This window comes from Thiomonas sp. OC7 (assembly GCF_900634595.1).
In the GTDB taxonomy this organism is placed as follows: Bacteria; Pseudomonadota; Gammaproteobacteria; order Burkholderiales; family Burkholderiaceae_C; genus Thiomonas; species Thiomonas arsenitoxydans.
Genome location: NZ_LR131953.1, coordinates 3,187,162 through 3,210,490, shown reverse-complemented (window position 1 = coordinate 3,210,490; position 23,329 = coordinate 3,187,162). Strand labels below are relative to the sequence as shown.

Genomic DNA, 23,329 nt, shown 5'->3' with positions numbered 1-23,329 from the left:
CACAAGTGATAGGCGAGCGGTCCATCAGCGGTCGATCTCCCCGAAAACGATATCGAGCGTGCCGATGATGGCGACGACGTCGGCGATCATGTGGCCGCGCGACATTTCATCGAGCGCAGCCAGATGGGCGAAGCCCGGCGCGCGGATCTTGAGACGATATGGCTTGTTCGCCCCATCGGATACGAGATAGATGCCAAACTCGCCCTTGGGATGCTCGACGGCGGCATAGGCCTGACCTTCAGGCACTCGCATGCCTTCGCTGAACAGTTTGAAATGATGGATCAGCGCTTCCATGCTAGTCTTCATTTCCTCGCGCGCGGGGGCCGCAACTTTATGGTTGTCGGTAATCACCGGGCCGGGGTTGGCCCGCAGCCAGTCCACGCATTGCTTGATGATGCGATTGGACTGGCGCATTTCTTCCATGCGCACCAGATAGCGGTCGTAACAGTCGCCGTTCTTGCCCACAGGAATATCGAAATCCATGCGGTCATAGACGTCGTAGGGCTGAGTCTTGCGCAGGTCCCACACCACTCCGGAGCCGCGCAGCATCGGGCCGGTCATCCCCAGATTCATCGCCCGCTCCGGAGAGACCACGCCGATTCCCACCGTGCGCTGCTTCCAGATGCGGTTGTCAGTCAGCAGGGTTTCGTATTCATCGACATAGGCCGGGAAACGCTGGGTAAAGTCGTCGATGAAATCGAGCAGCGAGCCCTGGCGCCCGGCGTTGCGGGCCTCGACGGCTCGGGCATTGCGAATCTTCGACTCACCGTATTGCGCCATGCGGTCGGGCAGATCGCGGTAAACGCCGCCCGGGCGAAAATAGGCCGCATGCATCCGCGCACCTGACACCGCCTCGTACATATCAAACAAATCTTCGCGCTCGCGGAAGGCGTAGAGGAACACGGTCATCGCGCCGCAATCCAGCCCATGCGCGCCCAGCCACATGAGGTGGTTGAGCAAGCGGGTGATCTCGGCAAACATCACCCGGATGTATTGCCCACGCAGCGGAACCTCGACACCCAGCAGCTTTTCAATCGCCAGGCAGTAGGCATGCTCGTTGCACATCATGGACACATAGTCCAGACGATCCATATACGGCAGCGCCTGGATGTAGGTCTTGTGCTCCGCCAGTTTTTCGGTCGCCCGGTGCAACAGGCCAATGTGCGGATCTGCCCGCTGCACCACCTCGCCGTCGAGCTCAAGCACCAGACGCAGCACGCCGTGCGCAGCCGGATGCTGCGGGCCGAAGTTAAGGGTGTAGTTTTTGATGTCAGCCATATCAGTGCCCTAAGCAGTGCCCCAAGCTCAGCGCCCCAGACCTGCGCGACTGACACCGCCCAGACCCCCATAGCCCGTCTCGCGAATGACACGCGGAGTGATCTCGCGGGGTTCAATGGTGACAGGCTGGTAGATCACGCGCTTGCTGTCGGGGTCGTAGCGCATTTCCACCGTGCCGGAAAGCGGGAAGTCTTTACGGAAGGGATGACCGATGAAGCCGTAATCGGTAAGGATGCGGCGCAAATCCGGGTGGCCTTCAAAAATGATGCCGTAGAGATCGAAGGCCTCGCGCTCGAACCAGTTGGCCGAGTTCCAGATGTCGTTGATCGAGGCTACCAGCGGCAGATCATCGTCGGCACAGCGCACGCGCACACGCAATCGCCAGTTGTGCTTGAGCGACAACAGGTGCACGACCACCATGAAACGGCCAGCCTCGTCGCGCACGGCATTGCCATATTGCGCGTAATCGACGCCGCAAAGATCGATGAGTTGCTCGAAATGCAGTTCGGCGTCATCGCGCAGAGCCAGACAAACGTCGCGGTAATGTGCCGGAGCAACGTCCAGGGTGAGTTCGCCCACGCTGGCCTGCAAGGCCACAATGCGCTCGCCCAATGCGGCGCGCAGCGCGGTGTCGAGTTGTTCGAGCTTGCTGGTCATGGCATCGATTTGCGAAGTGAATGAGGGCGCGTTTTTGAAGGCAGTTCAGCGCGCGATCGTTTCGGTTCTGCGGATCTTGTTCTGCAACTGGATCAGTCCGTAAAGAAGCGCTTCGGCAGTCGGCGGGCAGCCCGGCACATACACATCCACCGGCACGATGCGGTCACACCCACGCACCACCGAGTAAGAGTAGTGGTAATAGCCGCCGCCGTTGGCACAAGAGCCCATGGAGAGCACCCAGCGCGGCTCGGCCATCTGGTCGTAGACCTTGCGCAGCGCGGGCGCCATTTTGTTGCACAGCGTACCGGCCACGATCATCAAGTCGGACTGACGCGGGCTGGGGCGAAACACAATGCCAAAGCGGTCCAGGTCATAGCGCGCAGCACCTGCATGCATCATTTCCACCGCGCAGCAGGCCAGACCGAAGGTCATGGGCCAGAGCGAGCCGGTGCGCGTCCAGTTGATCAGCTTGTCTGCGGAAGTCGTGATGAAACCTTCCTGCAGAACGCCTTCAATGCTCATGATGCTTTACTCCTCATCGATTCAGATTAGCGCTGCAGGGCAAGCCCAACCACGAGTCTATGTCGCAGGGACTCATTCCCAATCGAGCGCTCCCTTTTTCCATTCGTAAATGAAGCCTATCGTGAGGATGGCGAGAAAAATCATCATCGCCCAGAAACCAATCTGGCCAATGTCTTTCAGGGCGACGGCCCAGGGAAACAGGAAGGCGATTTCAAGGTCGAACAGGATGAAGAGAATGGCGACGAGGTAGTAGCGCACGTCGAACTTCATCCGCGCGTCTTCGAACGCTTCGAAGCCGCACTCATAGGGGGAGTTTTTCTCGGCGTCGGGATGACGCGGAGCGATCAGGTAACCGAGCAGTTGGGGCACCACGCCCACACCAATGCCCACCAGGATGAACAACAACACCGGCAGATACTGCTCAAGGTTCATCGCACTCCATCTCCTGTTGTTATGGGGCTCGGGTTGAAACCCCGCCCTTCAATCTTTTGGTGCCGACGGCGAGACTCGAACTCGCACAGCTTTCGCCACTACCCCCTCAAGATAGCGTGTCTACCAATTCCACCACGTCGGCTCAAAACCGGATACCACCTGAACACCACCGCTTGACCTGCACGGCGAAAGTGGCCCAGCGCAACAAAACTTTTTAAGGACAGTCCACAGCGATCATGAGGATCATCGCCGTTGTGTGGCCTATCTTCTGCGCGGCAGCTTAAAGCGCTTCGTAAAGCGCGCTTACCTTACCCTTGCCGCCCCGTACCTTGTTTGTTACCGGATTTGCAAAACAAAAGAATCTTACATGCTTCCAATACAGCGAAGCAACACGCAACAGTCGGATATTGCTCTAGCGCAATGCTCAACTACAGATCAGATTGACAAGTCGCAGAGCCTGTGTTTGCTGCAATGCACCATCAATGATGAGCGATGGTGCATGACAAGCGAATTTACCGGCTCGCGGACGCCGCAGACGCGGCCGTCTTGGGCTGCGTGGTGGCTTGCGAAGCCTTGCTCACCGCGCTCGGCACCCCAGGAATTTCGCTGATCGGACCCGCTGGTTTCGCGGGCGCCGCAACCGAGGCCACGGGTACGGGCGCAGCGAGTTTTTCCATCAGTCCGCCATCGCCGGAATTGGCGCGGTTGCCGAAATACGCCATCATCAGCGTGGTAACGAAAAACAGTGTGGCGGCAACCGCTGTGCTGCGGCTCAAAAAATTCGCCGAACCCGTTGCCCCGAACAGGCTGCCCGACGCACCAGAGCCGAAAGAGGCGCCCATATCGGCGCCTTTGCCGTGCTGCATCAACACCAGAACGATCATCACCAGCGCAGACAGTATCTGCACCACCAGAGTCAAGGTCAAAAGAATTTGCATTTGTGCACTCATCCGCGCCAGGCGCGATTTACAACTTCACTTCACAAAGCAGGACGAACCTGCGAATCAATCAGTCTTGGCGCGTTGCCGCGGTGATCGCCAGAAAATCAGCCGCCTTGAGCGACGCCCCACCGATCAGGCCGCCATCGATGTCGGCCTGCGAAAACAACACCGCCGCATTGTCGGGCTTCACACTGCCGCCGTACAGAATCCGCACACCCGCAGCGGCTTCGCTCACCGTGCGCAAATGCTCCCGCAGCACAGCGTGCACTTCTTGCGCCTGCTCCGGGGTCGCCGTGCGGCCCGTGCCGATCGCCCAGACGGGTTCGTAAGCCACGACGATGCGCGATGTCTGCTCTCGCAGAAGATGGGTGACCGCTAGCAACTGACGCAGCACCACGGCACGGGTCAGCCCCGACTCCCGCTCAGCCAGTGTTTCTCCCACGCAGACGATGGGCGTCATGCCCGCTTCGAGCGCACGCTCGGCCTTGGCCGCGACGAGCACATCGGATTCATGATGATCGGCACGGCGCTCGGAGTGGCCGACGATGACATAGCGGCAGCCAAAATCCTGCAGCATGCTCACGGACACTTCGCCCGTGTGTGCGCCACTTTGATGCACCGAACAATCCTGCGCCCCGAGCGCAACCTGGCTGGTCTGCAGCAGTTGTTGCACTTGAGAGAGATAGGGATAGGGCACGCAGATCGCCACTTCACAACGCGCGGTTCCTACGCCGGCAAGAACCTCGGCCAGCAGCGCGGCATTGCTCGCCAGGCTGCCATGCATTTTCCAGTTTCCTGCGACGAATTGCTGACGCATGCTTTGCTCCTGTCTGATGTCGTTTTACGGCGCGCGGTTCAAGACCAGCGCAGCACGAGTTTGCCAATGTGTTGCCCTTGCTCCATGCGCTGGTGCGCCTGCACGATGTCCTCGGCGGGGAATACCGCGTCGATCACAGGTCGCACACGACCTTGCTCGATCCAGGGCCAAACTGTTTTGTGCAAGGCCTGCGCAACGGCGCTCTTGAAGGCCACGCTGCGCGCGCGCAAAGTCGAGCCGGTGAGGGTCTGACGCCTGCGCATCAGCAGACCGGCATCGATTTCGGCCTTCACGCCCCCCTGCACGGCGATGACCACGAGCCGTCCCTCTTCTGCAAGGCAACGCTGCTCACGGGCGAGATAGCTGCCCGCCACCATGTCCAGAATGACGTCGGCGCCACGCTCTGCTGTGTGCGCCTGTACGGCCTCGACAAAATCCTGCGTGCGATAGTTGATGGCCAGTTCGGCGCCGAGTTGGAGGCAGGCGGCACATTTTTCGTCAGAGCCGGCCGTGGCGACGACGCGTGCGCCACTGGCCACAGCCAATTGAATGGCCATCGTGCCAATCCCGCTGCTACCCCCCTGCACCAGCAGCATCTCACCGGCTTGCAAGCGCCCACGCTCGAACACGTTGTGCCAGACGGTGAACGCGGTTTCCGGCAGGGCAGCGCCCTCCTCCGCACTCAGCCCGTCCGGCAAGGGCAGGCACTGGCCAGTGGGCGCCACGCAATATTCGGCGTAGCCCCCCCCGGCGACGAGCGCGCAGACGAGATCGCCCTGGTGCAAATCGGTTCCCGCCAGATCGCCCGAGACGATTTCGCCGCAGACTTCCAGCCCCGGAAGGTCGGGTGCACCCGCAGGCGGCGGGTACAGACCGCGCCGCTGCAAGGCATCGGGTCGGTTGACGCCGAACGCTCGCACGCGCAGCAACACCTCGCCTGCACCGGCTTGCGGCATGGGCCGCTCGCAAAGACGCAGGACTTCAGGTCCGCCGGGCTGGGAGATTTCGATGGCGCGCATGAAACCCGTAGCGATCAGACGCCCGGCTCAAGGTCGGCATCGGCGGCAGCGGGCGCCACGACCGGCTGCGCAGGCGCTGAGGAGGAATCCTCACCCAGCAGTGCCTTGATCGACAGACGGAAGCGGCCCTTGTCATCGGTTTCGATGACCTTGACGCGAACCTTCTGGCCTTCCTGCAGGAAATCGCTCACCTTGTTGATGCGCTCGTTGGCGATCTGCGAGATGTGCAGCAGACCGTCCTTGCCCGGCAGCACGTTCACCAGGGCGCCGAAATCGAGAATCTTGACCACGGCGCCGTCATACACCTGACCGACTTCCACTTCGGCAGTGAGGTCGATGATGCGCTGCTTGGCGATTGTGGCCTTGTCGGCGTCGGTTGAGGCGATGGTGATGGTGCCGTCCTCGCCGATGTTGATCTGCGTGCCGGTTTCTTCGGTGAGCGCACGGATGGTGGCGCCGCCCTTGCCGATGACATCGCGGATGCGCTCGGGATTGATCTTCAGGGTGTAGAGACGCGGCGCGAACTGCGAAACCTCTTCACGCGCACCGCCGACTGCCTGCTGCATGACGCCCAGGATGTGCATGCGGGCCTCGCGCGCTTGTGCCAGCGCCACCTGCATGATCTCGCGGGTGATGCCCTGAATCTTGATGTCCATCTGCAGCGCGGTCACGCCCGAAGCCGAACCCGCCACCTTGAAGTCCATGTCGCCGAGGTGATCTTCATCGCCCAGAATGTCGGTCAGCACCGCAAAGCGATTGCCTTCCTTGATCAGACCCATGGCGATACCGGCCACATGCGCCTTCAGCGGCACACCGGCGTCGAGCAGTGCCAGGCAGCCGCCGCAGACCGAGGCCATGGACGAAGAGCCGTTGGACTCGGTCACTTCCGACACCACGCGCATGGTGTAGGCGAAGTCTTCTTTTTTCGGCAGCACCGCCAGCAACGCGCGCTTGGCCAGGCGACCATGGCCGATTTCGCGGCGCTTGGGCGTGCCCACGCGGCCCGTCTCGCCCGTGGCGAAAGGCGGCATGTTGTAGTGCAGCAGGAAGCGATCGCGGTATTCGCCGCCCAGCGCATCGATGATCTGCGCATCCTGGTCGGTGCCCAGCGTGGCCACGGCCAAAGCCTGGGTTTCACCGCGGGTAAACAGCGCGCTGCCATGCGTGCGCGGCAACACCGAAGTACGGATGCTCAAAGGACGCACGGTGCGGGTGTCGCGACCATCGATGCGCGGCTCGCCTGCGAGAATCTGGTCACGCACGATGCGCGCTTCCATGTCGAACAGGATGCCGTCGACCTTGGCCGCATCAGCGGCGATGCCCGCCTCGGCCAAGCCGGTATGCACCTTGGCCGTCGCTTCGCGCAAGGCCTGCGTGCGCGCCTGCTTCTGGGTGATTTTGTAGGCGGCGCGGATATCGTCACCAGCCAGCGCCTGAATGCGGTCGATCAGCGCCTGATCCTTCTCGGGCGCGGCCCAGTCCCAGGCGGGTTTGCCGCCATCGCGCACCAGCTCGTGGATGGCGTTGATCGCCGTCTGGAACTGCGCGTGGCCGAACATCACGGCTTCGAGCATGACCTCTTCAGACAACTGATCGGCCTCGCTCTCGACCATCAGCACGGCCGATTCCGTACCCGCCACCACCAGTTCGAGGCGACTGTCGGCCAGTTCGGCGCGGCTGGGGTTGAGCACATAGTTGCCGTTGACGTAACCCACGCGGGCAGCGCCCACCGGGCCATTGAACGGCAAGCCCGACACCGCCAGCGCGGCGCTCGAAGCCAGCAGGGCCGGAATATCGGCTTCGACCTCCGAGTTGATGGACAGCACATGCACCACCACCTGAACCTCGTTGAAAAACCCCTCAGGAAACAAGGGGCGGATCGGGCGATCGATCAAACGCGAGGTCAGCGTTTCATTCTCGCTGGGGCGGCCCTCCCGCTTGAAAAAGCCACCGGGAATGCGGCCCGCCGCATAGGTCTTCTCGATGTAATCGACGGTCAGGGGGAAAAAATCCTGCCCCGCCTTGGCCGTACGCGCGCCCACCACCGTGGCGAGCACCACGGTATCGTCCATATTGAGCAGCACCGCACCGCTGGCCTGGCGCGCAATCTCGCCCGTTTCCATCGTGACTTGATGGCGTCCCCACTGGAAGGTTTTGACGACTTTGTTGAACATGGCTAACTCCTTGATCAAGGCGCAACTGCGATCTTCGTCCTGAGGGACTGAGATCGCCACGAGCAGCGCCCGTTAAAAACCTGGCGGAGTGATGCCATTCCAGCGACGCCCGGCTATCCGGCGCGTCGGTGGAATGACACGGGTCACACCGCCCCCTTGAAACCCACGCCGCACCCCATCAGAGGCGCGACGCTTCAAACTTTGCAAACCACAACGCCCATACAAAAAAACGCCTGTGCCGACAAACTCACACAGGCGTTCTTGCAAAGCAGGCACTTACTTACGCAGACTGAGCTTGGCGATCAGGGCGCGATAACGATCAGCGTCCTTGTCTTTCAGGTAGTCGAGCAACTTGCGACGGCGGCTCACCATCTTGAGCAGGCCACGACGACCATGATGGTCTTTGGCGTGCGTTTTGAAGTGATCGGTCAAATGATTGATGCGCGCGGTCAGCAAAGCGACCTGCACTTCCGGAGATCCGGTATCACCCGTACCGCGGGCATTGTCGGCGACGATTTGCGCCTTGTTGATTTCTGCAACAGACATGTCAGTTTCCTAGTAGAGAACACGCGAACGCAGAAGAAACCATTCCGCGCCGTGAAGATGAAAAGCCGCTGATTCTAACCTGAACTGAAATCGCCACGACTTGAATCGACGCACAGCCTGACCCACAACCTCGCAGCACTCACGAGAACACGCAGGGCCGCCCCCAAGTTTTCTTGTCCACCTCGCGGCTTGCAAACCGCTCGGATTCGGCTCCAAGCTGCCACAGGGCGGCTTGGAGCTGCAGGTCTCATCCCCCTCGGGGGACCTGACGCGAACGCGGCAGGTCTGGGGCGCGATTGGAGAACTTGAAAACTGTCACACTGGCGGCATATCCTGGTTATCGGGGCTTCGATCCCCTATTTCTTAAGGAGAATCCTCATGGCTTATTCCATTACTACCCCATCCAGCCGTTCTTCTCTCTATAGCAGCGGTTTGGAGCCTGTTTTTGGTCGGCTGTTCGATCAGGCATTCCGCGACTTTTTCGCCGCGAGCGACAGTCCTGATCAGGCCTTGAAAAAACTCAGCATGGATGTGACCGAGACCGACAAGGGCTATACGGTCCACGCCGATCTTCCGGGTATCGAAAAAGACGCGGTCAAAATCCAGATCGATGGCCCGCGCGTCACCATCTCGGCCGAGTCGAAGAAGGAAGACGAGAAGACTGAGGGCGGCAAGGTGATCTACCGCGAACGCAGCGCAAGCCAGTTTTATCGCTCTTTTGAACTGCCCGCCGAGCTAGACGCCGCCGCTGCAGAAGCGAAGCTGGAAAACGGCGTGCTCACCCTCACGCTGCCGCGCAAAGCACAAGCCGTAATTCAGCAAATTGCGGTGAAGTAAGTCACCCGTTGGGAACGGCAGCGCACCGCAGCTCCCAACGGTCAAGCGCTTGCAGCGCCAGCACGCAGGCTGTGGATTTGTTCACAGCCTGCGTATTTTCGTGGCGCTTCGGCGCGGGCAAACGGCGCGAACGGGTTTACAGTGCATTAACAAACCCAACAACGCACCGATCACCGCGCCATGCGCATTCAACTTCTGTCCGATCTGCATCTGGAAACCGAGACCTTCGCGCCGCAACCCGCGCCCGATGCCGATCTGTTGGTTCTTGCGGGCGATATCGACGCCCATCACACCCAGATCGACCTGTTCCGCGACTGGCCGGTACCGGTCATTTACGTGCCTGGCAACCACGAGCATGACCACAAGGATTTTGATCAAGCCCTGGACGCGTTGCGCGAGCGCTGCGACCGTCTGGGCTTCACTATGCTGCACCGCGAGCAGACTCGAATCGAACACCAGGGACGCACCATCCGGGTGCTAGGTACCACGCTGTGGAATGATTTCGAGCTGTTCGGCGCCGAGGGCATCGAGCGCTGCATGCGCGCAGCTCGCTACTTTGCCGAACAGGTGCAATGCGCCACACGCCACGGCAAACCCATGGGCGTGGCCGAGCTACGCGAAGAAGGGCTGGTTTGCCGTGACTGGTTGCGCGATCAACTGACCAATCCCGCCCATCTCTCAGACGCAGACGATGCCACTCTGGTCATCACCCATTTCGCGCCCAGCCTGCGCAGCAACGACGCGCGCTATCCCGTCAACGCCTCGACGGCGAGTTTCTGCAACGCCTATGACGATCTGATTCCACACAGCACACTGTGGCTGCACGGCCATCTGCACTGTCGGCACGACTACCGGGTGGGCGCTTCGCGAGTGGTGTGCAACGCCCGCGGTCTGGCGAGCAAGGGCGAGGACAGCGACTTTCAGCCGCAAGGCGTGTGGGAAATCTAGCCCGAAACGGCTCTTAGGCCGCCCCGATCTGCGTCAAATCCCAGCGCGGCAGCACATCGAACGGCCCGGCCGCACGGGCCGCTTCCGGGTGCGCCTGCAAGCGCAGGGCGCCGGCCAGGGCAATCATCGCGCCGTTGTCGGTGCACCATTCCAACTCGGGAAAAAATAACGCCACACCGCGCGCCGATAGCGTCGCAGCCAGTTTCTCCCGCAATTGCCGGTTCGCGCCCACGCCGCCCGCGACGACCACCGACCTTCTTTTTGTCGCTTGCTGCGCGCGCGCGGTTTTGTGCACCAGCACATCGGTGATAGCTTCTTGCGCGGCCGCGGCCAGATCGGCCCGGGCCTGTTCGCACAGATTAGAGCCCAGGCCGCGCACCCGCGTGAGCACGGCGGTTTTCAAACCAGCAAACGAAAAGTCGAGATCCGGGCTGTGCATCTTCGGCCTCGGAAGATCGAACGCGGCCGGATTGCCGAAGGCTGCGAGCCGGGCCAGTTCCGGCCCGCCGGGATAACCCAGCCCGAGCAATTTCGCCGATTTGTCGAAAGCCTCGCCAGCCGCATCATCGACCGTCTCGCCCAGCAGGGTGTACTGACCGAAGGCCTGCACGTCGAGCAGCATGGTGTGCCCGCCAGACACCAGCAGCGCAAGGAAGGGGAAGCTGGGCGGCTGCTTCGAAAGCAGGGGAGACAACAGATGTCCTTCGAGGTGATGAACCCCGATCAGCGGCTTGCCCAATGCCATGCCCAAAGCCGAGGCCACGCCCGCGCCGACCAGCAGCGCCCCCGCCAGCCCCGGCCCGCGGGTGTAGGCGATGGCGTCCACCTGATCCAGCCGCACCCCGGCCTGCTTGAGAGCCAAGTCGGTCAAAGGCAGAAGGCGACGAATATGGTCGCGCGAGGCCAGCTCTGGCACCACCCCGCCATAGGCCTGATGCATATCGACCTGCGAATGCAGCGCGTGACCGCGCAGACCCGCATCGGTGTCGTACAGTGCGGCGGCGGTTTCATCGCACGACGTTTCAATTCCAAGAACCAGCATGCCCGGCAGTCTAGCCTTCCCAACCACCTTCCGCTCCCCCGCACCTCATCAGCCCCGCTTCGACGCCGTCATCATCGGTGCGGGTGCAGCTGGGCTGCTCTGCGCCGCACTGGCCGGACAACGTGGGCGGCGCGTGCTGTTGCTCGACCATTGGCCCAAGGTCGCCGAGAAAATCCGCATCTCCGGCGGCGGGCGTTGCAACTTCACCAATCTGCACACGCGTCCTGAAAACTTCCTGTCAGGCAACCCGCATTTCTGCAAATCGGCGCTCTCCCGATACGGGCCGCAAGACATCATCGCGTTGCTGCGCAAGCACCGCATCGGCTTTCACGAAAAGCACAAGGGACAGCTGTTTTGCGATGACTCGGCGGAGCAACTCATCACCGCACTGCTTGAAGAATGCGCAGCAGGCCAGGTAACACACTGGCAACCGTGCGCGGTGGAAGCGGTCGAAGCCGCCGCCCCCGGCTTTCGCGTGCGCACCGCAAAAGGCTGGGTGAGCACTGGCGCCCTGGTTGTCGCCACCGGAGGGTTGTCGATTCCGCAGATTGGCGCCAGTCCGTTTGGCTATCAACTCGCCGAGCAATTCGGCCTGCCGATCGTGCCGCCCCGCCCTGCCCTGGTGCCCCTGGCATTCGATCCGGCATTGTGGGCCCCGTTTGCCGACCTCAGCGGCGTCTCGCTCGAGGTGGACATTCAGACGGACTACGAGCATCGCACCGTCGGTTTCCGCGAAGATCTGTTGTTTACCCACCGCGGACTCAGCGGCCCGGCGATCCTGCAGTCTTCGAGTTACTGGCAAGCGGGCAAACCCCTGCGGATCAACCTGATGGGCGAGGTCGCCGAAGCGGCGTGGATTCAATCCAAGCAGGGCAATCGGCGCACCCTCGCAGGCGAACTCAGCCAACACCTGCCGCAACGCCTGGCCCACGCCCTGTGCGCACAGACTGGCGACGCTGACCGTCGCATGGCTGATTTCAGCGACAAAGCGCTGCGAACCCTCTGGCAACACTGGCACGCCTGGCCCGTGCTGCCCAGCGGCACGCTGGGCTGGCGCAAAGCCGAGGTCACCGCCGGAGGCATCGATACCCGCGCACTCTCGTCATCGACTCTCATGGCGATGGATGTCCCGGGGCTGCATTTCATCGGCGAAGTCGTCGACGTCACCGGTTGGCTTGGCGGCTACAACTTCCAGTGGGCCTGGAGTTCCGCCGCCGCCTGCGCGCAGGCGCTCTGATAACGTCTTGTGGCCGGGTATTTGTTGCCTTCAAAATTAGGGCATATAATCTTTAGGTTTTTACTCCTCGACACGGCAGGCCACACTAGGCTTGGCTGCTGCGAGTTTGGCCCACGCAGCCCAGTACCCAAGCAGTTGAACCGCGTCGTTGAAACGTCTAATACGACAACGACGGCGGCAGCACGACAAACCCACCTGGCCTGCCTACATTGGATTGAAGCTCATCAATGACCACCATTCGCGTTAAAGAAAACGAGCCGTTCGACGTCGCACTGCGTCGCTTCAAGCGCACCATCGAAAAACTCGGCCTGCTCACCGAACTGCGCGCTCGCGAGTTCTATGAAAAGCCGACCGCAGAGCGCAAGCGCAAGAAGGCCGCAGCGGTCAAGCGCCACTACAAGCGTATCCGCAGCCAAACGCTGCCCGAGCGCAAATACTGATTCCACCCGCCTGATTTTCCGCTGATTTTTTTCGTTTCCGCGCGCTGACTTTTGTTTTGTCTGGCGCCCGCAACGGAATGCGCAAGGCAGCAACGCGCATCTGCAGCTCGCCTCATAGCCCGCCCATCGATGCGGGCTTTTTGCATTGGACTCACCATGACAATCAAAGACCGTATTCAGGATGACATGAAGGCCGCCATGCGCGCCAAAGACGCGCCGCTGCTTGGCGCCATTCGCCTGCTGATGGCCGCGATGAAACAGAAAGAAGTCGACGAACGCATCGAGTTGGACGACGCGGCCATCGTGGCGATCATCGACAAAATGATCAAGCAACGCCGCGACGCCATTGCGCAATTCACCCCGGCCGGGCGCCAGGATCTGGTGGACAAAGAGGCCGCCGAGATCGTCGTTCTCGAGCGCTATCTCCCGCAGCGCCTGGATGCCGCCGCCATTGACACCGAGATCCGCGCGCTGATGGCACAAACCGGTGCCAGCGGCCCGCAGGACTTGGGCAAGCTCATGGGCCCGCTCAAGGCGCAGCTTGCCGGTCGGGCCGACATGGCCCTGGCTGCAGCCCGCGCCAAAGCCCTGCTCAGCGGCGCCTGATTCCGGGTACGGCGCCGTGAACCCAAGCTCCGACGCCAGTTCGCGCCCTTTGTTGGTGTTCTCCCACGCCAACGGCTTTCCCGCTCCGGTGTATCGCAAGCTGTTTCAGGCGCTCGAACCGGCATTTCGGGTGCGCGCCGTGCCCATTTACGGTCACGACGCCCGGTATCCCGTGCGCGATGGCTGGAAGCCGCTGGCGCAGCAACTGATCGATTACCTGCAGCACGATTGCCACGGCGAGCCTGCGGTACTGGTCGGGCACTCGCTGGGGGGCTATTTGAGTCTGATGGCCGCACATGCCCGCCCCGAACTGGCGCAGCAGGTCATTCTGCTCGACTCGCCCGTGGTGTCTGGCTGGCGCGCGCGGCTACTCTGGCTGTCCAAACGCACCGGGCTGGGCGAGCGATTCTCGCCCGCTGCGGCGGCCAAACGACGGCGCACGCGCTGGCCCGACGTTGACGCCGTGCGCACCCATTTCTCCTCGAAAACCGCCTTTGCGCAATGGGACCCGGAAATGCTGGGCGACTACTGCGCGTTCGGCACCCGGGCCGATCCGCAGGGCCGGGCGTTGGCCTTCGAGCGCGACATCGAATACCGTATCTACAAAACCCTGCCGCACCAGCTCGGCGCCCTGGCGCGCAAGCCCTTTCCCGTGCCTGTGAGTTTCATCGGTGGACGATCATCGCGCGAAATCCGCATGGCCGGAATGCAGACCACGATGCGCCTGGCGCAAGACCGCCTGCAGTGGATCGATGGCTCGCACCTGTTCCCATTCGAGGCGCCGCAGCAGACTGCACGCCTAATCGAGCGGGCTTTCGACCTCGCCAGCAACGCCTGTCATCCAGGTCTCAAAACCTGCTCCCTATAATGCACTTTTACCGGCATTCGTCGCGGCTATGACCAAATATGTGTTCGTCACCGGCGGAGTGGTGTCCAGCTTAGGCAAGGGCATCTCATCTGCATCTCTCGCCGCGATTCTCGAATCGCGCGGCCTCAAAGTCACCCTCATCAAACTCGATCCCTACATCAACGTCGATCCAGGGACCATGAGCCCCTTCCAGCACGGCGAAGTCTTCGTCACTGAAGACGGCGCCGAGACCGATCTCGATCTGGGGCATTACGAGCGCTTCATCACCACCCGCATGCGGCGGGTGAACAATTTCACCACCGGCCAGATTTACGACAGCGTGCTGCGCAAGGAACGTCGCGGCGAATACCTTGGCAAGACGGTGCAGGTGATTCCGCACATCACCAACGAGATTCAGGATTTCGTTCGCCGCGGCGCCGGCGAGGGCACCGCTGACGCGGTGGATGTCGCCTTAGTGGAAATCGGCGGCACGGTGGGCGACATCGAATCCCTGCCTTTTCTCGAAGCCGCGCGGCAGATGAGTCTGCGCATGAAGCGGGGCGACTGTGCCTTTGTTCACCTCACCCTTGTGCCCTACATTCCGGCCGCTGGCGAACTCAAGACCAAGCCCACGCAGCACAGCGTGCAAAAACTGCGCGAGATCGGCATCTCGCCCGACGCCTTGCTGTGCCGCGCCGACCGCCCGATTCCCGACGATGAGCGTGCCAAGATTTCCATGTTCTCGAACGTGCGCGAAGACGCGGTGATTTCGGTGTGGGACGTGGACACGATCTACAAGATTCCGCAAATGTTGCACCAGCAGCATCTCGACGACATCATTTGTGAAAAGTTGGGCATCACGGCGCCTCCTGCCAATCTCAAGGTCTGGAACGATCTGGTGCAGGCGCTCGAACATCCGCAGCACACCGTGCGCATCGCCATGGTGGGCAAGTACGTCGATCTGTCGGACTCGTACAAGTCGCTCAACGAAGCCTTGCGCCACGCCGGCATCAAGACCAGTTCGCGCGTCGAGATCAGCTATCTCGACTCGGAAACCCTAGAGCCGACCAACATCGCCCAGCTCGACGGCTATGACGCCGTGCTCGTGCCCGGCGGATTCGGCAAGCGCGGCGTCGAGGGCAAGATTCTTGCCGCGCAATATGCGCGCGAACACCGCATTCCCTACCTGGGCATCTGTCTGGGCATGCAGGTGGCCACCATCGAATTCGCCCGCCACGTCGCCGGTCTGCCGCAAGCCAACAGCACCGAGTTCGAGCCCGACACCCCGCAGCCCGTGATCGCGCTGATCGACGAGTGGCTCGACCGCGACGGCAGCGTGCAGAAGCGTCACGCCGGGTCTGATCTCGGCGGCACCATGCGGCTGGGCGCCCAAAGCTCCGATGTGAAACCGGGCACCCTCGCTCACAGCATCTACGGCAATGTGGTGACCGAACGTCATCGCCATCGCTACGAGGCCAACGAGCACTATCTGGCCACCCTGCAAAAAGCCGGGCTGGTCATCTCGGCCATCACGCAGCGCGAGCACCTCACCGAAATCATCGAGTTGCCGCAAACCGTTCATCCGTGGTTCGTCGGCGTGCAGTTCCACCCGGAATTCAAATCGACGCCCTGGGGCGGCCACCCGCTGTTCACGGCCTTCATTCAGGCCGCCCTGCAACGCCACGCCGCAAACGCCTGATCCGCACGCCTCGCCATGCCCACTCCACAAACTCTTTGCGGATTTCCCGTCGGCCTCGATCAGCCGTTCTTTCTCATCAGCGGCCCCTGCGTAGTCGAGTCCGAGCAGTTGCAAATGGATGTGGCCGGGCAGTTGCGCGACATCTGCCGTTCCCTCGACATCCCGCTGATTTTCAAATCGAGCTACGACAAGGCCAATCGTTCGAGCGGAGCGTCGTTTCGCGGCCCCGGCATGGAGCAGGGTCTGGAAATTCTGTCCAAGGTGCGGCGCGACATCGGCGTGCCCGTTCTCACCGACGTGCATACCGCCGAAGAGGCCCCGCGTGTGGCCGAGATCGTCGATGTGCTGCAGACCCCGGCCTTCCTCTGCCGCCAGACCGATTTCATTCATGCGGTCAGCAGCCTGGGCAAGCCGGTGAACATCAAAAAAGGCCAGTTTCTCGCGCCGGGCGACATGAAAAACGTCATCGCCAAGGCGCGCGCCGCCGCCGCACAGGCGGGGCATCCTGACACCTTGTTCATGGCCTGTGAACGTGGTGTGAGCTTTGGCTACAACAATCTGGTCTCCGACATGCGCTCGCTGGCCATCATGCGCGAAACGCAGAGCCCCGTCGTCTTCGACGCCACCCATTCGGTGCAACTGCCCGGCGGCCAAGGCACGAGTTCCGGCGGACAGCGCGAATTCGTGCCGGTGCTCGCCCGCGCGGCCATTGCCGCGGGTGTCGCGGGCGTTTTCATGGAGACCCACCCCGATCCGGCCCATGCGCTGAGCGACGGCCCCAACGCGGTGCCGCTGCACCACATGCGTGCCCTGCTCGAAAGCCTCAAAGACATCGACGCCGCAGTCAAGCGCCGCGGCTTCCTCGAAACCCACTTCAACTAATCCCCATGAGCGCCTACATCATCGCCGACGTCGATGTGACCGACCCCCAGCAATACGAGCAATACAAGGTGTTGTCGTCCCAGGCCATCGCGGCGCACGGCGCAGAGGTCTGCATCCGTGGCGGCGCGGTCGAGGTGCTCGAAGGCGACTGGTCGCCTACTCGCATCGTGCTGCTGAAGTTTCCAGACCTTGCAGCGGCGCGCAGTTTCTACGACAGCGCCGAGTATCTGCTGGCGCGGCAGGCGCGCGCCGGCGCCGCCACTATGCGCATGATCGCCGTGCAAGGCGTCTAAAACCTATCTTTGTTCCTATCTTTTCTCACATTCCCTGACAGGAGTCTCCATGAGTGCCATCGTTGACCTCACCGCCCGCGAAATCCTCGATAGCCGCGGCAATCCCACAGTCGAATGCGACGTGGTGCTGGAAACTGGGTTTATCGGCCGCGCCGCCGTGCCGTCGGGCGCATCCACCGGCACGCGCGAAGCCATGGAGCTGCGCGACGGCGACAAGTCGCGCTTCGGCGGCAAAGGCGTGCTGCGCGCAGTCGAGCACATCAACACCGAAATCACCGAAGCGGTGATGGGCCTGGACGCCACCGAGCAAACCTTCCTCGACCAGACTCTGATCGACCTCGACGGCACGCACAACAAGTCACGCCTGGGCGCCAATGCCATCCTGGCCGTCAGCATGGCCGTGGCCAAGGCGGCCGCCGAAGAAGCCGGCATGCCGATCTACCAGTATCTCGGCGGCTTTTCGGCGCGCGAGCTGCCGGTGCCGATGATGAACGTCATTAACGGCGGTGCCCACGCCAACAACAGCCTGGACATGCAAGAGTTCATGATCATGCCGGTGGGCGCGCCCAACTTCCACGAGGCGCTGCGCTACGGCGCCGAAGTGTTCCACGCGCTCAAGGGCATCCTGAATGATCGCAGCCTGCCGACCACCGTGGGCGACGAAGGCGGCTTTGCGCCCAACGTGGCCAACCATGAGGCGGCGCTGCAACTCATCGTCGAAGCCATCGAGAAGGCGGGCTACCGCCCGGGCGAGCAGATCGCCATCGCCCTCGACCCGGCTTCGAGCGAGTTCTACAAGGACGGCAAGTACCACCTCGAAGGCGAAGGCCTGGTGCTATCCACCGAGGAAATGGTCGATTTCTACGACAACTGGCTGGGCAAATATCCCATCGTGTCCATCGAAGACGGCCTGGCCGAACAAGACTGGGACGGATGGAAGCTGCTCAACTCCCGTCTGGGCAAGAAGGTGCAGTTGGTGGGCGATGACATTTTTGTCACCAACACCTCCATCCTGAAAAACGGCATTGCCGACAAGCTGGCCAACTCCATTCTGATCAAGGTGAACCAAATCGGTACCCTGACCGAGACCTTCGCCGCCATCGAAATGGCCAAGCGCGCAGGCTGGACCGCCGTGGTGTCGCACCGCTCCGGCGAAACCGAAGACAGCATCATCGCCGACATTGCCGTAGCCACCAATGCCGGGCAGATCAAGACCGGCTCGCTCTCGCGCAGCGACCGTATCGCCAAGTACAACCAGTTGCTGCGCATCGAAGAAAACCTGGGCGAGACCGCCCGCTTCCTCGGCCGCGACGTGTTCTACAACCTGCGCTGATTTCATCGCACGCGGCCGATCGTCATGCGCTGGGTCACCGTTCTGCTCGTGAGTTTGCTGCTGTTGCTGCAGTGGCCGCTGTGGTTCGGCGAGCGGGGCTGGTTCGCGGTGCAACGGCTGGAAAATCAGCTCAGCCAGCAAGAGCAGGCCAACGCGCTGGCCCAGCAGGACAACGACCGCCTGGCCGCCGAGGTCCACGACCTGAAAGCCGGTCTTGGCGGTGTTCAAGACCAGGCCCGTCGCGAAATGGGCATGGTCAAGCCCGACGAGATTTTTGTGCAGATCGTGCCGCCCGCGCGGGCGGCCAGCGCCAGCGCCCGATAAAAAGGGGCCCGGCGCAGCCTTCTCAGTGACGTATCAATGACGTACTGATGCCACCGGCGGTTGAACCAGGGTGTTGACAAACACTTGAGCCGCATCGATGGCATCAAAGGCATAGCCCTGACCGCAGAATTCGCAGCGCACATCCACCTCGCCGCGCTCCGCGATAATCGACTCCACCTCCTCGCGCCCCAGCATGCGCAACATGCCCACAACGCGATCACGCGAACAGGTGCAGTGAAAACGCGGGGTCTTCGGCTCGAAAACCCGGGCATCCTCTTCCCAGAACAGGCGCCTGAGCACTTCCTCAGGCGCGAGCTGCAGCAATTCATCGGAAGTCAAGGTTGCCGCCAGATGGCGGGCACGCTGAAAGTCTTCTTCGGGTTGTTCCGCGCCCTCGGCGGTCTGTTTCTCACCGGGCATGCGTTGCAGCAGCAGACCGCACACAGACTCGTCGTTGCTGGCCAGCAGAAGCAGCGAGTCGATCTGCTCCGATTGCGCCAGATACTGTTCCAGCATGGCAGCGAGTGACGGCAGCGTCTGGCCGTGCTCATCGGTCAGCGCCACGATGCCTTGGTAGGGCTGCAGGCCGGATTCGGGATTGCGCGGATCGAGGGTGATGGCGCAGCGTCCTTTGCCATCTGGATTGACCAGCGACGCCAGGTCTTGGGGCAAGGCCACAGCCTCCTGCAAATCGTCGGCCATCTTGGCCGTTGCCCGCAACCCGAAGTCGGGCTGACACTCGGCGACAGCGAGCTTAAGCGGCCCGTCGCCCTGAATCTGCAAAATCAAGGCGCCATCGAATTTCAGGCTGCCCGCGAGCAAGGCGCTGGCTGCCGCCATCTGCCCCACCAGTGCGGCGACCTCCTGCGGATAGGTGCGGCGCCTCTGCAACTCGGCCCAGGTGGACTCCAGACGGACGAGGACGCCGCGCACATGGCCCGTGCCCAGCATGAATTTGACGAGTTGATCGCTCATGAATGCATTAGTTGAAGTTCTTGGGCAAAGCGCTGGGCGCGCTCAACGTAGTGTTCGGCACTGCCTTTCAGCGCGGCAATGGCCTCGGGCGTGAGTTCGCGCGCCACGCGTGCGGGCGCACCCAAAATCAGCACCCCATCGGGAAACACTTTTCCCTCGGTGACCAAGGCGCCGGCACCCACCAGGCTATTGCGGCCAATCTGCGCGCCATTCAAGACCACCGCGCCAATGCCGATCAGGCTGCCCTCGCCGATGGTGCAGCCATGCAGCATGGCCTGATGGCCGATGGTGACGCGCGGCCCTACCGTGAGCGGATAGCCGGGGTCGGTGTGAAGCACCGAACCATCCTGCACATTCGAATCCTCTCCGATCTCGATGAGTTCGTTGTCACCGCGCAGCACGGCAGAAAACCACACGCTGGAACGCGGCAGCAGCCGCACTTTGCCCATGACCTGCGCGCCTGGCGCCACATAGGCATCGGCGGCGATCTCGGGGCGCCAGCTGGCGAATTGGTAAATTGGCATGATGGATCACTCCAGAAAAATCAGGCCATGAACTGGCAAATCCCCCGGCTTGAACCGGGCGATGACTTTCCGCCCGCATCGCAGGCGCTCCCCGCATTGTCGCCGTTCCCCGGCTTGCTTGCCGTGGGCGGGCAACTCGATGCCGACACCCTGGAGCGGGCCTACCGGCAGGGTATTTTCCCCTGGTTCAGCCCGGGCGAGCCGCTGCTGTGGTGGAGTACCGATCCGCGCATGGTGCTGCGGCCCGAGCAGTTGCATGTGACGCGCTCGCTGAAAAAATCGGCGCGTCGGTTCGGTCGCAGCGCCGATTGGCATCTTCGGATCGACACCGCCTTCCCCCGCGTGATGCAGCAGTGCGGCGCGCAGCGCGCCGACACCGGCACCTGGATCACCCCCGACATGCTTCAGGCCTACACCACCCTGCACGCGCGCGGCCTGGCCCACAGCTTCGAGCTGTGGGAGGGCGATGCGCTACGCGCCGGTCTGTACGGCGTGTGTATCGGCCGCATGTTCTACGGCGAATCCATGTTCACCGAGGTGAGCGATGGCTCGAAAACCTTGCTGATGGCGCTGTGCGGGTTTTGCCTGCGCCAGCGCATCGACCTGATCGATTGCCAGCAGCAGACCGACTATCTGGCGCAGATGGGCGCTGCGCCGATCGCGCGCGATGCGTTTTTGCACCATGTGGCGCAAGCCACAAGGCAATCGGCCGTACCGGGCTGGCAGTATGATGATTCAACCTTTCTCACCGACTGCGCGCGCTGGCTGTGACCCATCCCAAAGAACTTCCACTCACGACCCTGCAGTTCTACGCCACGGCAAGTTACCCGTGCAGCTACCTGCCGGGCCGCATGGCGCGCTCGCAGGTGGCCACGCCCAGCCATCTGATCAATGCCGATGTGTACTCCGATCTGGTGCGCGCCGGCTTTCGTCGCAGCGGTCTGTTCACCTACCGTCCGCAGTGCGACGACTGCCAGGCCTGCCTGCCCATCCGCGTGCTGGCGGCGCAGTTTTCGCCCAACCGCACGCAGCAAAGAGCCTGGAAGCGACATGGCGATCTCTCGGTGCGCGTGCTCAAGCTCGGCTTCATCCCCGAGCACTATCAGCTTTATCTGCGCTATCAGGCCGCGCGCCACACCGGCGGCGGCATGGATCACGACAGCATCGACCAGTACGCCCAATTTCTGCTGCAAAGCCGGGTGAACACCCGGCTGGTCGAGTTTCGAGCCCCCGCGCAGGCTGGCGCAGAGCTTGGCGCCCTCAAGATGGTCTCGGTGGTCGACGTGCTGTCCGACGGCCTTTCTGCGGTGTACACCTTCTTTGAAACGGCGGACGCCGGCACCAGCTACGGCACCTACAACATCCTCTGGCAGATCGAGCAGGCGCGCTCCATGCAGTTGCCGCATGTGTATCTGGGCTACTGGATCGCGCACAGCCGCAAGATGGCCTACAAATCCAATTTCACGCCGTTTGAAATCTACCGAGACGGCGGCTGGTTCAACCCGCTGCCCGCAAGCGTTTGACCTCCGCGGTCACCCTGCCGCCTTGCCCTTGGCGCGCTGTGCGAACTGCTGTTTGAAGGTTGCCTGCGACGGCACAGGCAGATCGCGGTAAGCCGTCCACCCCGAGGCGCCTGGCAAGTTTTGCACCCGCCTGCGCTCGCCCCCCATCATCCGAAAAACCCTCGACGCCAGCCGCGCCCCCGGCCGATACAGCCAGGGATGCCGCGCGGCATAGCTCCACAGCCTCAAGGCCCAGCGCTCCATGCCCGGCCGCATTTCGCGCTCGAATTGCTGTTCGCGCATTTTGCGCAGCAGATCGGGCAGCGGGATTTTCATCGGGCATACGACCTGACATTGCCCGCACAACGTGGCGGCCTGCGGCAAATCCTGCGTGCTTTCAAGCCCCTGATAACTCGGCGTCAGCACCGACCCCATCGGCCCCGGATACACCCAGCCGTAGGCGTGCCCGCCGATTTTCTGATAGACGGGGCAATGGTTCATACAGGCGCCGCAGCGTATGCAGCGCAGCATCTCGGCAAACGCACCGCCCACCAGACTGGTGCGTCCGCCATCGAGCAGCACCACATACATATGCTCCGGGCCGTCGCGGTCGCCCTCGCGCTTCGGGCCGGTGAGCACGGAGAAGTAGTTGCTGATGGTCTGCCCCGTCGCCGAACGGGGCAGCAGGCGCATCACCGCCGCCAGGTCTTCGAGCGTGGGCAGCACCTTCTCCACCCCGGTCACCGCGACATGCACCCGCGGCAGGATGGTGCACATGCCCTCGTTGCCCTCATTGGTGACCAGGGCGACGGAGCCGGTTTCAGCCACCACGAAATTGCCCCCGGTAATGCCCATATCGGCCGACAGAAACTTCGCCCGCAGCACCTCGCGGGCCTCACGGGTCATCTCGGGGATGTCGGTCTTGCGCGGCGTGTGGTGCGTGCGCGCGAACAGATCGGCAATCTCCTCTTTGTCTTTGTGCACCACGGGCGCAATGATGTGCGAAGGGGGCTCGTTACCATTGATCTGCAGGATGTACTCGCCCAGATCGGTCTCCGTCACCTGCACGGCTGCGGCTTCCAGCGCCGCGTTCAAGCCCATCTCCTCCGACACCATCGACTTCGACTTGATGGCCTGCTTGCAATCGTGCTTTCGGGCGATCTGCACCACCAGATCGGCGGCTTCCTGCGGGGTTTGCGCCCAGAGCACCGTGGTGCCGCGGCGCAGCGCTTCGGCTTCGAATCGCTCCAGCCAGACATCGAGCGTCTTCAGCGCCACGTTGCGACGATTCACCGCAGCATCTCGAATCTGCTCGAACCCGTCCAGCGCAGCGATGGCCGCTGCCCGGCCGGTCACAAACTTGGTCGAGAGTTTCTTGAGGTTTTGCTGCAAACGCTGATCAGCCAGCTTCTGGCCGACGCGCGCCTTGAAATGCAGAGTCTGTGATTCCATGA

26 protein-coding genes and 1 tRNA gene are annotated in these 23,329 nt (G+C 62.3%); 13 read left to right on the top strand and 14 right to left on the bottom strand.

Translation table 11 applies throughout. From position 1 onward, the window contains the following. Positions 1-24: 24 nt before the first annotated feature. From BIO17B3_RS15405 to rpsO, 10 genes are all read right to left on the bottom strand, one after another. Positions 25-1,278: an NADH-quinone oxidoreductase subunit D gene (locus BIO17B3_RS15405; protein WP_013123811.1), complete on the bottom strand. Its 1,254-nt coding sequence runs from the start codon at positions 1,276-1,278 to the stop codon at positions 25-27. 27 nt (positions 1,279-1,305) lie between these two features. Continuing rightward, positions 1,306-1,935 carry an NADH-quinone oxidoreductase subunit C gene (locus BIO17B3_RS15400; RefSeq protein ID WP_013106539.1) on the bottom strand — a complete coding sequence of 210 codons (630 nt, stop codon included), beginning with the start codon at positions 1,933-1,935 and terminating at the stop codon, positions 1,306-1,308. A 45-nt stretch (positions 1,936-1,980) separates the two neighbouring features. Continuing rightward, on the bottom strand, positions 1,981-2,457 hold the full coding sequence (locus BIO17B3_RS15395; RefSeq protein WP_013106540.1) for an NADH-quinone oxidoreductase subunit B family protein: 477 nt from the start codon (positions 2,455-2,457) through the stop codon (positions 1,981-1,983). Positions 2,458-2,529: 72 nt separating this feature from the next. Next, positions 2,530-2,889 carry an NADH-quinone oxidoreductase subunit A gene (locus BIO17B3_RS15390; RefSeq protein WP_013106541.1) on the bottom strand — a complete coding sequence of 120 codons (360 nt, stop codon included), beginning with the start codon at positions 2,887-2,889 and terminating at the stop codon, positions 2,530-2,532. 57 nt (positions 2,890-2,946) lie between these two features. Next, a tRNA-Leu gene (locus BIO17B3_RS15385) sits at positions 2,947-3,031 on the bottom strand. 370 nt (positions 3,032-3,401) lie between these two features. Continuing rightward, complete coding sequence (gene secG, locus BIO17B3_RS15380) at positions 3,402-3,827, bottom strand: preprotein translocase subunit SecG (protein ID WP_156054690.1); 426 nt, start codon at positions 3,825-3,827, stop codon at positions 3,402-3,404. A gap of 70 nt (positions 3,828-3,897) precedes the next feature. After that, positions 3,898-4,647, bottom strand: coding sequence for a triose-phosphate isomerase (tpiA, locus tag BIO17B3_RS15375; protein WP_013123814.1), 750 nt, complete (start codon positions 4,645-4,647; stop codon positions 3,898-3,900). 38 nt (positions 4,648-4,685) lie between these two features. After that, positions 4,686-5,666: an NAD(P)H-quinone oxidoreductase gene (locus BIO17B3_RS15370; protein WP_156054689.1), complete on the bottom strand. Its 981-nt coding sequence runs from the start codon at positions 5,664-5,666 to the stop codon at positions 4,686-4,688. 14 nt (positions 5,667-5,680) lie between these two features. Beyond that, positions 5,681-7,840, bottom strand: a complete 2,160-nt coding sequence (gene pnp / locus BIO17B3_RS15365) for a polyribonucleotide nucleotidyltransferase (protein ID WP_156054688.1) — start codon at positions 7,838-7,840, stop codon at positions 5,681-5,683. 276 nt (positions 7,841-8,116) lie between these two features. Further along, on the bottom strand, positions 8,117-8,386 hold the full coding sequence (gene rpsO, locus BIO17B3_RS15360) for a 30S ribosomal protein S15 (protein WP_013106546.1): 270 nt from the start codon (positions 8,384-8,386) through the stop codon (positions 8,117-8,119). Positions 8,387-8,764: 378 nt separating this feature from the next. Here rpsO and BIO17B3_RS15355 point away from each other — a divergent pair, with 378 nt between their 5' ends. Together BIO17B3_RS15355 and BIO17B3_RS15350 are read left to right on the top strand one after the other, a co-directional pair. Next, a complete protein-coding gene (locus BIO17B3_RS15355) occupies positions 8,765-9,223 on the top strand; it encodes an Hsp20/alpha crystallin family protein (RefSeq protein ID WP_013106548.1) in 459 nt (152 codons plus the stop codon). Positions 9,224-9,403: 180 nt separating this feature from the next. Then, entirely contained in the window at positions 9,404-10,171 is a 768-nt protein-coding gene (locus tag BIO17B3_RS15350) for a metallophosphoesterase (protein ID WP_156054687.1), read from the top strand. A gap of 13 nt (positions 10,172-10,184) precedes the next feature. Here BIO17B3_RS15350 and tsaD read toward each other — a convergent pair whose 3' ends face one another. Then, positions 10,185-11,213, bottom strand: coding sequence for a tRNA (adenosine(37)-N6)-threonylcarbamoyltransferase complex transferase subunit TsaD (gene tsaD, locus BIO17B3_RS15345; RefSeq protein ID WP_156054686.1), 1,029 nt, complete (start codon positions 11,211-11,213; stop codon positions 10,185-10,187). Here tsaD and BIO17B3_RS15340 point away from each other — a divergent pair. The 9 genes from BIO17B3_RS15340 (at position 11,212) to ftsB (ending at position 18,874) form a co-directional block, all read left to right on the top strand. Further along, positions 11,212-12,450 carry an aminoacetone oxidase family FAD-binding enzyme gene (locus tag BIO17B3_RS15340; RefSeq protein WP_156054685.1) on the top strand — a complete coding sequence of 413 codons (1,239 nt, stop codon included), beginning with the start codon at positions 11,212-11,214 and terminating at the stop codon, positions 12,448-12,450. The two genes, tsaD and BIO17B3_RS15340, sit on opposite strands and share 2 nt — an antisense overlap. A gap of 227 nt (positions 12,451-12,677) precedes the next feature. Continuing rightward, entirely contained in the window at positions 12,678-12,890 is a 213-nt protein-coding gene (rpsU, locus tag BIO17B3_RS15335; RefSeq protein WP_013106552.1) for a 30S ribosomal protein S21, read from the top strand. 156 nt (positions 12,891-13,046) lie between these two features. Further along, positions 13,047-13,496 carry a GatB/YqeY domain-containing protein gene (locus tag BIO17B3_RS15330; RefSeq protein ID WP_156054684.1) on the top strand — a complete coding sequence of 150 codons (450 nt, stop codon included), beginning with the start codon at positions 13,047-13,049 and terminating at the stop codon, positions 13,494-13,496. Positions 13,497-13,512: 16 nt separating this feature from the next. Then, the gene (locus BIO17B3_RS15325; RefSeq protein ID WP_156054683.1) at positions 13,513-14,364 is read left to right on the top strand and encodes an alpha/beta fold hydrolase; all 852 of its coding nucleotides are present in this window, start codon (positions 13,513-13,515) and stop codon (positions 14,362-14,364) included. A gap of 28 nt (positions 14,365-14,392) precedes the next feature. Next, on the top strand, positions 14,393-16,042 hold the full coding sequence (locus BIO17B3_RS15320; RefSeq protein WP_013106555.1) for a CTP synthase: 1,650 nt from the start codon (positions 14,393-14,395) through the stop codon (positions 16,040-16,042). A 15-nt stretch (positions 16,043-16,057) separates the two neighbouring features. Continuing rightward, on the top strand, positions 16,058-16,924 hold the full coding sequence (gene kdsA, locus BIO17B3_RS15315; protein ID WP_156054682.1) for a 3-deoxy-8-phosphooctulonate synthase: 867 nt from the start codon (positions 16,058-16,060) through the stop codon (positions 16,922-16,924). Between the two features lie 5 nt (positions 16,925-16,929). Next, positions 16,930-17,217, top strand: a complete 288-nt coding sequence (locus tag BIO17B3_RS15310; protein ID WP_013123823.1) for a DUF1330 domain-containing protein — start codon at positions 16,930-16,932, stop codon at positions 17,215-17,217. 49 nt (positions 17,218-17,266) lie between these two features. Continuing rightward, on the top strand, positions 17,267-18,550 hold the full coding sequence (gene eno / locus BIO17B3_RS15305; protein WP_156054681.1) for a phosphopyruvate hydratase: 1,284 nt from the start codon (positions 17,267-17,269) through the stop codon (positions 18,548-18,550). Positions 18,551-18,574: 24 nt separating this feature from the next. Further along, a complete protein-coding gene (ftsB, locus tag BIO17B3_RS15300) occupies positions 18,575-18,874 on the top strand; it encodes a cell division protein FtsB (RefSeq protein WP_013106559.1) in 300 nt (99 codons plus the stop codon). Positions 18,875-18,907: 33 nt separating this feature from the next. Here the strand turns inward: ftsB and BIO17B3_RS15295 are convergent, their stop codons facing one another. Both BIO17B3_RS15295 and BIO17B3_RS15290 read right to left on the bottom strand, forming a co-directional pair. Beyond that, complete coding sequence (locus BIO17B3_RS15295) at positions 18,908-19,849, bottom strand: Hsp33 family molecular chaperone HslO (RefSeq protein ID WP_156054680.1); 942 nt, start codon at positions 19,847-19,849, stop codon at positions 18,908-18,910. Continuing rightward, the gene (locus tag BIO17B3_RS15290; RefSeq protein ID WP_013106561.1) at positions 19,846-20,373 is read right to left on the bottom strand and encodes a gamma carbonic anhydrase family protein; all 528 of its coding nucleotides are present in this window, start codon (positions 20,371-20,373) and stop codon (positions 19,846-19,848) included. The genes BIO17B3_RS15295 and BIO17B3_RS15290 overlap by 4 nt, the downstream gene beginning before the upstream one ends. A gap of 27 nt (positions 20,374-20,400) precedes the next feature. Between BIO17B3_RS15290 and aat the strand changes: the two genes are divergently transcribed. Both aat and BIO17B3_RS15280 read left to right on the top strand, forming a co-directional pair. Further along, entirely contained in the window at positions 20,401-21,144 is a 744-nt protein-coding gene (gene aat, locus BIO17B3_RS15285) for a leucyl/phenylalanyl-tRNA--protein transferase (RefSeq protein WP_156054679.1), read from the top strand. After that, positions 21,141-21,896 carry an arginyltransferase gene (locus tag BIO17B3_RS15280; protein WP_156054678.1) on the top strand — a complete coding sequence of 252 codons (756 nt, stop codon included), beginning with the start codon at positions 21,141-21,143 and terminating at the stop codon, positions 21,894-21,896. The genes aat and BIO17B3_RS15280 overlap by 4 nt, the downstream gene beginning before the upstream one ends. A 9-nt stretch (positions 21,897-21,905) precedes the next feature. Here the strand turns inward: BIO17B3_RS15280 and BIO17B3_RS15275 are convergent, their stop codons facing one another. After that, a complete protein-coding gene (locus tag BIO17B3_RS15275) occupies positions 21,906-23,327 on the bottom strand; it encodes a LutB/LldF family L-lactate oxidation iron-sulfur protein (protein WP_156054677.1) in 1,422 nt (473 codons plus the stop codon). Between the last annotated feature and the right edge of the window lie 2 nt (positions 23,328-23,329).